This is a genomic window from Acinetobacter lwoffii, assembly GCF_029024105.1.
Taxonomy (GTDB): Bacteria; Pseudomonadota; Gammaproteobacteria; order Pseudomonadales; family Moraxellaceae; genus Acinetobacter; species Acinetobacter lwoffii.
This window is the reverse complement of sequence record NZ_CP118963.1, coordinates 1,584,914-1,597,597: the sequence shown is the minus strand read 5'-3', so window position 1 is coordinate 1,597,597 and position 12,684 is coordinate 1,584,914. Positions and strand designations below refer to the sequence as shown.

General features: G+C 43.4%; 9 protein-coding genes. 6 read left to right on the top strand and 3 right to left on the bottom strand.

Annotated features, from left to right (window positions below):
• Positions 1-191 precede the first annotated feature (191 nt).
• From PYW33_RS07670 to PYW33_RS07660, 3 genes are all read left to right on the top strand, one after another.
• The gene (locus tag PYW33_RS07670; RefSeq protein ID WP_004280261.1) at positions 192-1,241 is read left to right on the top strand and encodes an aromatic ring-hydroxylating oxygenase subunit alpha; all 1,050 of its coding nucleotides are present in this window, start codon (positions 192-194) and stop codon (positions 1,239-1,241) included.
• A 249-nt stretch (positions 1,242-1,490) separates the two neighbouring features.
• Positions 1,491-2,795 (top strand): type II toxin-antitoxin system HipA family toxin, encoded by a 1,305-nt coding sequence (locus tag PYW33_RS07665; protein ID WP_004646929.1) that lies wholly within the window; start codon positions 1,491-1,493, stop codon positions 2,793-2,795.
• Positions 2,788-3,069 (top strand): helix-turn-helix domain-containing protein, encoded by a 282-nt coding sequence (locus PYW33_RS07660; protein ID WP_004280265.1) that lies wholly within the window; start codon positions 2,788-2,790, stop codon positions 3,067-3,069. Before PYW33_RS07665 ends, PYW33_RS07660 begins: the two co-directional genes overlap by 8 nt.
• Positions 3,070-3,272: 203 nt before the next feature.
• On the opposite strand, the gene PYW33_RS07655 is transcribed toward PYW33_RS07660, so the two are convergent.
• The 3 genes from PYW33_RS07655 to PYW33_RS07645 all read right to left on the bottom strand — a co-directional run bounded on the left by PYW33_RS07655 (position 3,273) and on the right by PYW33_RS07645 (position 7,620).
• Positions 3,273-4,721 (bottom strand): NAD-dependent succinate-semialdehyde dehydrogenase, encoded by a 1,449-nt coding sequence (locus PYW33_RS07655; protein WP_004646931.1) that lies wholly within the window; start codon positions 4,719-4,721, stop codon positions 3,273-3,275.
• Positions 4,722-4,737: 16 nt separating this feature from the next.
• Positions 4,738-6,000, bottom strand: coding sequence for a 4-aminobutyrate--2-oxoglutarate transaminase (gene gabT, locus PYW33_RS07650; RefSeq protein WP_004646932.1), 1,263 nt, complete (start codon positions 5,998-6,000; stop codon positions 4,738-4,740).
• A 348-nt stretch (positions 6,001-6,348) separates the two neighbouring features.
• The gene (locus PYW33_RS07645) at positions 6,349-7,620 is read right to left on the bottom strand and encodes a Glu/Leu/Phe/Val family dehydrogenase (RefSeq protein WP_026055730.1); all 1,272 of its coding nucleotides are present in this window, start codon (positions 7,618-7,620) and stop codon (positions 6,349-6,351) included.
• A gap of 328 nt (positions 7,621-7,948) precedes the next feature.
• Between PYW33_RS07645 and pdxR the strand changes: the two genes are divergently transcribed.
• The 3 genes from pdxR (at position 7,949) to PYW33_RS07630 (ending at position 12,567) form a co-directional block, all read left to right on the top strand.
• Positions 7,949-9,451, top strand: coding sequence for a MocR-like pyridoxine biosynthesis transcription factor PdxR (gene pdxR / locus PYW33_RS07640; RefSeq protein WP_004646934.1), 1,503 nt, complete (start codon positions 7,949-7,951; stop codon positions 9,449-9,451).
• A 417-nt stretch (positions 9,452-9,868) separates the two neighbouring features.
• Positions 9,869-11,326 (top strand): amino acid permease, encoded by a 1,458-nt coding sequence (locus PYW33_RS07635; RefSeq protein ID WP_004646935.1) that lies wholly within the window; start codon positions 9,869-9,871, stop codon positions 11,324-11,326.
• A 371-nt stretch (positions 11,327-11,697) separates the two neighbouring features.
• Positions 11,698-12,567 carry an SDR family oxidoreductase gene (locus PYW33_RS07630; protein WP_004646936.1) on the top strand — a complete coding sequence of 290 codons (870 nt, stop codon included), beginning with the start codon at positions 11,698-11,700 and terminating at the stop codon, positions 12,565-12,567.
• Positions 12,568-12,684 lie beyond the last annotated feature (117 nt).

The window sequence follows — 12,684 nt, the reverse complement described above, 5'->3', positions numbered from 1 at the left end:
AAATTTAAGCTTAGAAATATCCCATCTCAATATTTGCGTGGTTGAATATAAAAAACCTGGAAAGATGCGTATTTATTTTCAATCGCCGGTCAGTGTTCTGATTTACGCAATCCTATGTCCTATTAATTGAAATTTCATAGAACACCTTGCTGTTTTATAGTCCAGCTAAAGGTCACGACACAGAACCCATTATGAATACAAATATCGCCACGTTTAGTCCCGACTTACCCGTCCATATGACATTCGAGGAACATGACTGGCATCTTTTGGCTCAGTACTGGTATCCGATTGCACTTGCGCGTGATATTACAGATCAGCCAACAAGTAGTATGCTGCTTGATATGCCGCTGGTGATTTATAAAATGAACGATGAACTGGTGGTGGCGAAAGATGCATGTCCGCATCGCGGTGTACCTTTAAGCTTGGGAAAAAATGACGGCCAAGGCGTGGTGTGTCGTTATCACGGTTTACGCTTTGGCAGTGAAGGTAAATGTAACCGTATTCCTGCACATCCTCAGCATAAAATATCGGAGCGCTTCCATCTAAAAACTTATGCTGCGGTAGAAAAATATGGTCTGATCTGGTGTTCGTTAAGCGCTGAAAAGGATGCAGAACCTCATATTCCTCATATGCCTTTTTGGGATGATGCTGAGTATCAGCAACTGGTCTGCCCTCAGATAGACATTCAATGTTTTGCAGGAAGACAGCTCGAAGGTTTTATTGATGTGGCACATTTTGCCTGGGTGCATCCCGATACTTTTGGTGATCCGGAGGATGTAGAAGTTCCTGATTACAGTACGACAGAAACGGAGGTCGGTTTTAATGCAGATTATATCAGCAGTGTGGGACGTTATCCGATCGGAATCGAGCAGCGTGGCCAGGAAGATTTTAAATGGTTACGTCATTTTGAAGTGAGCCTACCCTTTACTGCAACACTTACGATTCATTTTCCAAATCATGCCAAGCAGGTCATCATGAATGCGGCTTCACCCATGACTGCGCGTTCAACACGACTTTTTGCACCTATTTGCCGCAATTATGATAAAGATTTACCGGTTGAAGATGCCTATGCCTTTAATATGAAAATTTTCGAGGAAGATCGTGTGATTGTAGAAAATCAGAAACCTGAATATTTACCTCTGGACTTATCTTTAGAAGCGCATTTTCCGGCAGATCGAAGCTCGAGTATGTACCGAAAATTACTACGTAAACGGGGATTTAGTCCTTTATTTGCTGCTTAAAATTTTATTCAAAAGAAAGATTCATAATAAATAACCAGGGTTAGAGCTCCTCTGATATTTAAAAATTAATTGGGTTATATATTGATTTCTATGAGGATACATCTTGTTATATAGCCTCATAAGCCTTGTATTCTGGTGAAGATAAGGCCTTTTAGAACGATAAAGAACTTTAAGAAGATAAAATTAGTTTTTTATTAAAATAGGTATATAATAAATAAAATCACTTTAATTTACTATTTTAATAAAATTATGGATCAATATTGCACACTGCAGATTTATCAGGAAGATGAATGGCTGGATTGCGCTATTGTTGAGATTGTCGGTCAACAACAAACTGGATGGCAAGCAGCCACGCGCACATCATATCTATTTGAATATGCTATTTCTTATATGGACCTAAGCGATGGGCATGCGCTAGCCTATCATTTACCAGTAAATGTGCAAAATACATTGCAATCTACCTGGCCGGCCTTCCTGATGGATTTGTTACCTCAAGGTTATGGTCGTAAAGAATTACTCCGTCAGCTTAATTTTTCTGAAAATACTCAGGAACAAGCAGACTGGGCGCTTTTAAAAGCAGGTGCAGGCAATCCGATAGGTAACTTACGGGTGAAAGAGGCTTATGAATGGCTACAGGGGCAATTCCCTGTTCAGCAGAATCATGGCTTTAGTCTGGACCAAGTCGTAGAACGTCAAGAAAAATTTATTGAATCCTTAGCCTCTTATGGACTTTTTATTGCCGGTTCTTCTGGTATTCAGGGCGAGTGGCCAAAATTACTGTTAACTCAAGGTCACGATGACCTGTTCTATCTGGATCACACGCTGACAGATCATCAGGTCAAGCAGCATTGGCTGGTGAAATTCAGCCGTGGCAGTGATCAGAATTTAGATAAAATTTTGATGCACGAAGCCTTATATATGAAAATTGCCCAGTATCTGGGACTTCGTGTTCATAACGAACTGGAACTGCATGGCAAGACTTTATTCATTCCCCGATTTGACCGTAAGGTCATCGATAGGAAGGTCGAAAGAATTGCTCAGGAAAGTATTGCTTCTCTGGGAGGAAAAGCAGGTTTCGGGGTAAGAATGACCCATAACCAGATCTGTAGCCTGCTGATGCAATGCTGTACTGAACCAAAACAGGAAATTTTTGAATATTTGAAGCGTGATCTTGCCAATGTCGCTTTAGGCAATAAGGACAATCATACCCGTAATACAGCGATTCAACGTTTCAATAATGGAATCATTCAACTAACCCCATTATTTGATTTTGCGCCGATGTGGCTTCATCCGGATGGTATTGCCCGAACTACGCGTTGGGAGCGAGATGATCATGGTGGTATGCCAATTTGGCATTCAGTCATTGAACAGATCGCCGAAAGCACGATGATTGATCCAAAAGAAATCAAAGCGGTGTTAATCGAACAATTACCACTTTATCAGGGGTTACTCGAGCACATGCAGCATCTGCAACTGGCACCTGAAATTCTGGAAAATAGCCAGTATCGAATTAATAATATTTGCCAACAATTGGAGGAGCTGAATCATGGATAAACGCTTTAAGCCACTGACCCCGATTCAACAGATGCAAAAGAGATTATCTGTACTTGAAACCGTCAGTAACAATCCTGACTGGCCTTTTCATCAGGTTGCTCGCTTCATTCGTACCGAGTTGCACCTTACACTCAACGATATGGCTAAAATAACTAAGATTGCTCCCCAGACTCTACAGAAAATGGAACAACCGGAAGGCAATCCAACACTCAAGTCTATGCAAAAATTACTGGATGCTTTTGGCTTAAAGTTAGAAATTAGGGTTAAATCCTGATAGAAATCTGATGCTTTAATTGATATTAAGGGAAATTATAGAGAACAATAATAGCTTAACAACTGAAAATATGCCCTGCTCCAATCTGTTTATTGAATCCTTGCTCCATCACAGGAATCCCGATTTAAATTAAACACGGGATTCACTGGGGGCTGACATTTTCTCATCAGTTTTTAATGAATATGTTTACTTGCGAAACGTCATTATGAAGAAATATCAACACAGAGATATTTCATTTCAAGGTATTCATCCATACCGAATTTAGACCCTTCACGGCCTAATCCCGATTGCTTGACTCCACCAAATGGCGCAACCTCATTAGAGATAGCTCCGGTATTAATTCCCACCATACCGTATTCTAAGGCTTCGCCTACACGCCACTGACGTGCTGTACTTTGGGTAAATACATAGGTGGCCAGACCGAATTCTGTATCGTTCGCCATCTGAATCGCTTCTTCTTCAGTCTTGAAGCGGAATAATGGCGCCAACGGTCCAAAAGTTTCCTCTTTTGCCACACGCATCTGCTGGGTGACTTCAGTCAAAAGCGTTGGTTCGAAGAATGTACCGCCCAGATTTGAGCGCTGTCCACCGGTTTTCACCTGTGCACCTTTGCTCACTGCATCAGCGATATGTGACTGCACTTTTTCAATCGCAGCCTCATCAATTAATGGACCTTGGGTAGAGGCTTCATCACGGCCATCACCGACTTTTAGTTTGGCAACGGCAGCCACCAGTTTTTCTACCAGCGCATCATAAATGCCATCTTGTACATAAATCCGGTTCGCACAAACACAGGTCTGTCCACTATTACGGAATTTACTGGCCATAATGCCCTGTACAGCCTGTTCAAGATTGGCGTCATCAAAGACCAGAACCGGTGCATTACCACCAAGTTCTAAGGACAGTTTTTTGATGGTCGGTGCACATTGCTGCATCAGGATACGGCCGACTTGAGTCGAACCGGTAAAGCTTAACTTTTTCACAGTTTCGCTTTCACATAAGACCTGACCTACTTTAACCGCATCACCACTGACATGCAGCAATACATCTTGTGGTAAACCTGCGCGCAAGGCCAAAACTTCCAGTGCATACGCAGTTAAAGGTGTTTGTTCAGCCGGTTTAACCAGCATGGAACAGCCGGCAGCCAGAGCTGGCGCGGCTTTACGGGTAATCATCGCCGCCGGAAAATTCCACGGTGTAATGGCCGCTGTCACCCCAATCGCCTGCTTAATGACCAATAACCGTTGATGGGCAAGCGTTGGAGTCAACACGTCACCATCAATACGGCGTGCCTGCTCGGCAAACCAGCGGATAAAGGAAGCAGCATAACCGATTTCACCCCGTGCCTCAGCCAGTGGCTTGCCCTGTTCAGCAGTCAGGATCTGAGCCAGGGACTCTTTATTTTCCTGCATCAGATCGAACCAGGCCCAAAGCACATCCGCACGTTCAAGTGCTGTCTTGGCTTTCCAGGCTTTCTGGGCTTGCTGAGAACGAGCAATCAGCTGTTCTACAGACGCCCGGTCATGGGATTTTACCCAGGCCAAAGTGGCTTGGGTTGCTGCATCGTTGACTTCAATATATTCACCCGTGGCAGGCTGATCGAAGCTGATATCAGGATGCTGTAATAAATCTCTATATTGCGTTTGAAGCATGATCATTACTCTTTCATTAGGCTGCGACAGACAGTGCAAACCCTTGTTTCAAGATAGCCAATCCCGCACGGAACTGTTCTGCTGGAATGGTGAGCGGGTATAGGAAACGGATTACATTACCATAACGACCACAGGTCAGGATTAACAGACCATTTTGCATGGCATGGTTTTGTACAGCTTTTGCCTGTTCCGCAGTTTCGAGCTCAACCGCCACCATTGAACCCAGTGCGCGAATATCTTTAACCATGCTAGAGGACATTTTCAGTTCATGCAAAACATCAACCAGTTCTGCGCCTAGATCATTCGCTCTTTCACAAAGACCTTCTTCTTCAATGATATCCAGTACCGCATGGGCAGCCGCAACAGCAACCGGGTTACCTGCATAAGTGCCTCCCAATCCACCTGGATTTGGTGCATCCATGACTTCAGCACGACCTACCACGCCTGAGATCGGGAAACCGCCGCCTAGACTCTTTGCCATCGTAATCAGATCTGGCTTGGTCTCATAATAATCCATCGCAAACAGTTTACCTGTACGCGCAAAGCCAGACTGTACTTCATCAGCAATCAGTAAAATGCCGTTTTGATCGCATAGGACACGCAAGCGTTTCAGGAATTCTGCAGGCACCACATTAAATCCGCCTTCGCCTTGTACAGGCTCAAGCACAATCGCTGCTACGTCATGCGCAGCAATATCTTCTGCGAAAATGTCTTCGATGCTTTGCATTGCATCATCTACGCTAATGCCTTTGGATTCCACCGGGTAACGGGCATGGAAAACACCACCAGGCATCACCCCAAAGTCGCGTTTATAAGGTGCAGTTTTACCGGTCATGGCCATCGTCATAAATGAACGGCCATGAAAACCATTACCAAAAGTCACAATGCCATGACGGCCAGTATGGGCACGGGCAATTTTAACTGCATTTTCGACAGCTTCAGCACCAGTCGAAAAGAATGAGGTTTTTGCAGCACCTTGGATGGGAGCGCGTGCATTGATACGTTCTGCCAGAGCAACGTAACTCTCGTATGGTACAACCTGATAAGCCGTATGGGTAAATTTGGTTAATTGTTCAGTGACCGCAGCAATAATTTTAGGGTGACGATGGCCAGTATTCAGTACGGCGATTCCGCCCGCAAAGTCGATATATTGATTGCCTTCTGCATCCCAGATGGTCGAGTTTTCTGCTTTTTCCGCGTACCATTGACACATGACCCCAACACCACGTGGTGTCGCCTGCTGTTTACGTGCATTCAGTGCTGAGTGTTTACTGTCCATTTTGTATCCTCATTCTTGATTCATACGTTGTAAATTTTGCTATCCGGATCTTGGGATAGAAATTTGCCAAAGACTGGCTGATGTTGTTCATTTTGCGCTTTTATGCGTATGAGACGAGAGCCATTATTGAGTAATTCAAAGGAGCCAATTGATCTATTTAAAACGAGTAAAATAGTCAAAATATAAAATTATTTTATTTATAAACAATTATTTATATTTATAATGAAAATTGGCTCCTTTTTAAATAAAGAAGCCAATTTAAAAACCCATTGCAAAAATTTACGATGGGTCATCATGGATTAAATCTAGTCGTTTTTATGGATTAATTCATCTTGCAAAAAACTTCGCTTAACCCGGATAGATGCCGCGTTCCTGGCGTGCCATTAAAATACGTTCACAAGCCAGAATATAAGCGGCTGTACGCAAAGAACATCCGGCCTGAACTGCTTTTTGCCATACATCCTGTACCGCATTTTTCATACTGGCATCCATACGCTGGTTAATCTCTTCCTCAGTCCAGAAATAGCTGGCCAAATCCTGAACCCATTCAAAATAGCTGACCGTCACGCCACCCGCATTGCAGATCACGTCTGGCACCACCGTAATATGACGCTCACTCAGAATTTCATCGGCCTCAGTCAATGTAGGACCATTGGCACCTTCCAGAATCATTTTGGCCTGAATATTTTGCGCGACCTGAGTATTAATCACACCTTCCAGTGCAGCCGGAATAAAGACTTCAGCAGGAATGGTCCAGAAATCTGATGTAGAAATTTCATCGCTGGCAGAAAATCCCTGAATTTTATGGTGAGTATTTGAGTATTCAAGCAGCTTTTTAATATCAATTCCCTGTTCATGATACAGAGTGGCGGAGTGGTCCTGAACACAGATTACTTTGCTGCCATTTTCCTGGAAAAGCAGCGCAGCTTCACTGCCGACATTACCAAAGCCCTGCACACAGACCCGGGCATCTTTTAAATCCAGACCGATTTGCTGGGCAACTTCACGTCCGCTAATAAATACACCACGACCTGTGGCTTTACTGCGGCCCAAAGAACCTCCTAAATGAACCGGCTTTCCGGTCACTACGCCAGTAATCGTAGAACCCGCATTCATGGAAAACGTATCCATCATCCAGGCCATGATTTGCGGATTGGTTCCAACATCCGGCGCCGGAATATCTTTTTGCGGTCCAATAATTAAATTGATTTCTGCCGTATAACGTCGGGTCAAGCGTTCCAGTTCGCGCTTGGAAAGCTGGCTCGGATCAACTCGCACACCGCCTTTGGCACCGCCAAAAGGTAAATTTAGAGCAGCACATTTGATCGTCATCCAGGCCGACAGAGCCATCACCTCATCTAAATTGACATCTGGATGAAAACGCACGCCGCCTTTGCCTGGACCGCGAGTTAAATTGTGCTGAACACGATAGCCTTCAAAATGCTGAACCGTACCATCATCCATGATGACCGGAACATCGACAATCAAACTGCGCTTTGGGCGTCGCAGCATGTCCAGTCGTTCACTCAGCTCACCCAGATAAGGCGCTACTTTATCCAGTTGCTTAAGATAATTGTTCCAGGCCGTTGTACCTTGCTCGGTATAGGTCAATCCTTTCATCATCATGTTCATTCTATGATCCTTTTGTTATATGCAGTCGTATGTCCTGGCGGCTGCAACACATCTCTATTCGGCTGTTATGGCAATCATTGCTTGATTCAGGTCTTAGTTCAGCGAGCTCCAAACAAAATCAGTGTCTAGATTTTCCGCTTTAGTTTTAATCGGTATCTGTGTATATTGCCTGCCCGCCTGTATGCTCGCATTCAAGCCGCAGGTACATGATCAAAACGCATACAAGACACTTTACAATGACTGCCTGATCAGACTATTTTGCACCTAGCAATACCGCTCTCACGAGAGCCATTTCAAATTTGTAGGAGAGAGCCAATTGCGTAGCTTGCTTGGAGATTATTTACTGCAGCGATTGCAGCAAGATGTCACAGGAACATTACAGATGCGCCTGTTCCGCTGCTTGCGTAACGCGATTATTGATAGCGTATTGGCTCCCAAAACCCGCTTGCCTGCATCACGTGATCTGGCTAAAGAGATTCAGGTATCACGTAATACGGTGTTAAATGCCTATGAACAATTACAGGCACAGGGCTATGTGGATGCCCGTACCGGTCAAGGTACCTGGGTAGTAGAGAAATTACCCGAATCCTTTTTGGTGAAGGCAGAACAGAATTCTCCTGCCGTTGCAGAAAAAAAAGCACAGCAAAATTATAATCTGTCGCAACGCGGTTCTTACTTGCTCGGCTATTCCGCGGCTTCGCCTTATCAATGGGGAGCCTTTGTACCGGGCGCACCCGATGTAACCGAATTTCCGCATCATATTTTCAGCAAAATCCAAACGCGTTTGAGCCGTGAACCTCAAGTTAACAACCTGATTTACAGCAATGCCGGTGGCTCCCTAGAACTGCGTCAGGAGCTGGCAGAATATCTGAAAATTGCCCGTTCAGTGCAGTGCGATGCTGATCAGATCATTATTACCGAAGGCACCCATCAGGCGATTGATTTGGTCTCGCGTACTTTAAGCGACATAGGCGATGAGGTCTGGATCGAAGATCCAGCCTATTGGGGCGCGCGTAATATTTTACGAATTAATGGCGTCAATCTACGTTCCTTACCGGTGGATCAGGAAGGGATTATTCCCGATCTGCATCCCAAGAAACCACCTAAACTGATTTTTGTGACGCCGTCGCATCAGTATCCTTTGGGCTCACATTTAAGTTTAGAACGGCGCAAACAGTTAATTGCACTGGCACGCCAGCACAATAGCTGGATTGTTGAAGATGATTATGACAGCGAGTTCAGGTTCTCGGGCCAGCCCTATCCTTCTTTACAAGGTTTAGAGCCGGATTCTCCGGTGATTTATATGGGGACGTTCAGTAAGACGATTTATCCGGCCCTGCGTATTGGCTATTTAGTGGTACCAAAACAGCTCTTTTCTTCATTGCGAATTGTGGCCTCGGAACTTTATCGTGGTGGTCACTTAATCGATCAGCAAACACTAGCTGAATTTATCCGCGAAGGTCATTATGAAGCGCATATCCGACGGATGCGTTTATTGTATGGCAAACGCCACGCTTTTTTAATTGACCTGATTCGCCGACATTTAGGTGAAGATTTTCTGCATGAATACAATACCGCTGCCGGTTTGCATCTGATTTTAAAATTGCCGAGCAGCAGTGATGATGTCTTGATTGCATCCAAAGCGCTTGAACTGGGAATCAAGGTCAGAGCCTTATCGCAATACTATACCAAACATTATTCCACCCGGCAGAAAGGATTATTACTGGGCTTTGCCTGTGTGAGTGAACAGGAAATTCTGGTGGCTTTCGGGATATTGTTAAAGTGCTTGCGCGAGCATGGGATCCGCACTTTAACTTAGTAAAAACTTAAGGATCAATACAATTATATTTTTAAAATCAAAAAGCTTTTAATTTATTTTTAAAGGGAACGTAAACCTGCTTTTAGTCTGATATTTTAGGTAGGCTTTATTTTTCTGTAAATATTGCCTGCTTATATTTTTTATCTCTTAAGCCAATTGGCTCCTTTGAATTGCTCAAAAATGGCTCTCGTCACTTTACAACAAAAAAGAGAAATTAACCGCATACATGAACAGCATGTAACCGTACTTTAATCAAAGTGTGATCCTGTCTATAAGGCTACAAGGATTCATTTTATTAAGATTAACTTAATATTGGTCAAGCACTGATGAATTCGGTTACAGTTTCAAAGGATAAGATAGCGTAAGCCAAATAAGGAATTTTATTGCCGCTACGCTATTGATATTAAGGGAAATTATATGGCAGAACATCAACATTTCTCCAATTCCGAATCATCAGACGGCTTAAAAAACGGACTTAAATCACGCCATCTCACCATGATTTCAATTGCGGGTGTCATTGGTGGAGCACTCTTTGTCGGCTCCGGTAATGTCATCTATTCTGCAGGACCGGCTGCACTCATTGCCTATACTCTAGGTGGACTATTAGTTTTACTCATCATGCGTATGCTGGGAGAAATGGCGGTACTGAATCCCGACAGTGGTTCATTTTCAACCTATGCGGATCGTGGAATCGGGCGCTGGGCCGGATTTTCTATCGGCTGGTTATACTGGTCTTTCTGGACGTTGCTCATGGGCTGGGAAGCCTTTGTCGCCGGGAAAATCCTAAATAGCTGGTTTCCATTTATCCCGATCTGGGGCTATATGCTTCTGGTCACTGTAGCACTGGTCTGGATTAACCTCCGTGACGTAAAAAATTTTGGTGAATTCGAGTTCTGGTTTGCCCTGATCAAAGTCATTGCCATTGTACTGTTCCTGGTATTTGGCAGCTTGGCTGTGATGCACCTGTGGCCTTGGGGCGATGCCTCTATGCTCGGCGGTGGTACAACTCATCTAACCGCTCAAGGCTTTATGCCCAATGGCTTTTCATCGGTGATCACTGCCTTACTGGGTGTAATGTTTGCTTATATGGGAGCAGAAATTGTTACCGTGGCAGCAGCTGAAACCAAAGATCCCGCCAAGGAAATTCGTAAGGCCGCTAATTCAATTGTATGGCGTATCATTTTATTCTATGTCGGTTCAATGCTAATTACGGTTTGCCTGATTCCACACAATAATCCTTTATTGAAAGATCCGACCTGGGGTACGTATAGCGTGGCCCTTACCGCACTTGGTATTCCGGAAGCACGCCATATTGTTAATTTTGTCGTTCTCACCTCGGTATGTAGCTGCTTTAACTCCGCACTTTATACCTGTTCACGCATGGTCTATTCCCTCTCGAAACGTGGAGATGCACCAAAGAGTTTCGGTTTAACCAACCGCAATAACAGCCCATGGGTAGGTGTCATCTTTTCAAGCCTGTTTTCTTTCGTGGCGATTTATCTGACTGCCACCGAAAGTATGAATATTTATGATGTCTTGATGTTAGCGACTGGTACCGTATCTTTATATGTCTATCTTGCTATTGCCATTTCTCAGCTTAAGTTACGTAAAAAACTGGAAGCTGAAGGACAAAATATTCCATTCAAGATGTGGTTATTCCCATGGCTAACTTATCTGGTCATTATCTTTATTGTCGGCGCTTTAATTACCATGATTATTGAAGGAACCTATTTTAAAGAAGTGGTTTATACCAGTGTGCTTGCATTATTTATTGTGGGCTTAGGCATTTGCGCACAAAAGTTTAACTGGGGTAAAGCCTCAGCCAAAAAGGAAAAGGCAGCACAGGCCAGAATTAATTTAAGTGATAATCTTTAATTTATTTCTATAGAAATTTTTTAAACACATCAGAATGAATAAATAAATGGAGAGTTAAAAAACTCTCCATTTATTTTATATACAAGCCCAGTAAAAAAGGCCTATGTATGTCTAGATTTTAAATCTCCGTTGATACCTCACCTTTCCTAATCAAATTTCACCTTTCAAGACCACCTCAGCTATCAAAGTGTAGCCAGAAGCTGTTTCATCAGCTTTTTCTGTTCTGGTTGCTCAACCTGATCCGTTTCAACGAATAATTGATAAATCTCGAATACATTCTGTTATGAAATGTTGAGTCCAGCCTCATTTTGCCCAAAAGCTTCTAATATATTTTTTCTTATATGGCCACAATCATTGGAATTGGAAAAGATATGAATCATTATCCTGAAACCCCAGCTTCAACTGAAACACAAGACCATCAACCGGGTGTGCAAACCAAAATGGACCCTGCACCGGAAATTATTAAACCGCATTATAAAGGCAGTGAAAAATTAAAAGGCAAAGTTGCCTTGATTACCGGTGGTGATAGCGGGATTGGCCGTTCTGTATCGGTCTTATTTGCCCGCGAAGGTGCAGATATCGCCATTTGCTATCTGGATGAAGATCAGGATGCACGGGACACCAAAAAAATGGTGGAAGATGAAGGCCGCTGTTGTCTGCTGATTCAATGTGATTTACAAGATCAAGATGAAATCAAGAAAATGGTGGAAAAGACCCTTCAGGAATTTAAAACAATCAATATTCTGGTCAATAATGCCGGGGTTCAATACCCGCAAGAAAGTATTAGCGATATCTCGCCTGAGCAATTACATAAAACATTTAATGTGAATATTCTGTCGATGTTCCACCTGACTCAGGCGGTGATTCCACATATGCAAGAAGGTGACAGCATTATCAATACGACAAGTATTACCAGTTATCACGGACATGATCAGCTGATTGACTATGCCAGTACCAAAGGGGCCATCACTACATTTACCCGAAGCCTTTCCACCAATTTATTAAAAAATAAAACGGGCATTCGCGTCAATGGAGTCGCGCCAGGTCCTATCTGGACACCACTCATTCCGAGCAGCTTTGATGAAGAGCAGCTTAAAGATTTTGGTAAAAGTACCCCAATGGGCCGCATGGGCCAGCCAAGTGAAGTAGCACCGGCGTATTTATTTCTGGCCAGTGAAGAAGCTAGCTATATTTCAGGTCAGGTGATTCATGTGAATGGCGGCAGTATTATTAACGGCTAATCGGACAAAGAAGATAGCGGTTCTAGTTGACCGTTATCTTCATCTATTTAATCTTTAGATTTTCATATTTTTTAAAAATTTTGTTTTTATAAAATGATTCCAACAAATACTTACCCT

What these genes read in the sequence shown, in the direction of transcription:
- PYW33_RS07670 (WP_004280261.1), top strand. Translation starts at nt 192, where the DNA reads ATGAATACAAATATCGCCACGTTTAGTCCCGACTTACCCGTCCATATG.
- PYW33_RS07665 (WP_004646929.1), top strand. Translation starts at nt 1,491, where the DNA reads ATGGATCAATATTGCACACTGCAGATTTATCAGGAAGATGAATGGCTG.
- PYW33_RS07660 (WP_004280265.1), top strand. Translation starts at nt 2,788, where the DNA reads ATGGATAAACGCTTTAAGCCACTGACCCCGATTCAACAGATGCAAAAG.
- PYW33_RS07655 (WP_004646931.1), bottom strand. Translation starts at nt 4,721, where the DNA reads ATGCTTCAAACGCAATATAGAGATTTATTACAGCATCCTGATATCAGC.
- gabT (WP_004646932.1), bottom strand. Translation starts at nt 6,000, where the DNA reads ATGGACAGTAAACACTCAGCACTGAATGCACGTAAACAGCAGGCGACA.
- PYW33_RS07645 (WP_026055730.1), bottom strand. Translation starts at nt 7,620, where the DNA reads ATGAAAGGATTGACCTATACCGAGCAAGGTACAACGGCCTGGAACAAT.
- PYW33_RS07635 (WP_004646935.1), top strand. Translation starts at nt 9,869, where the DNA reads ATGGCAGAACATCAACATTTCTCCAATTCCGAATCATCAGACGGCTTA.
- PYW33_RS07630 (WP_004646936.1), top strand. Translation starts at nt 11,698, where the DNA reads ATGAATCATTATCCTGAAACCCCAGCTTCAACTGAAACACAAGACCAT.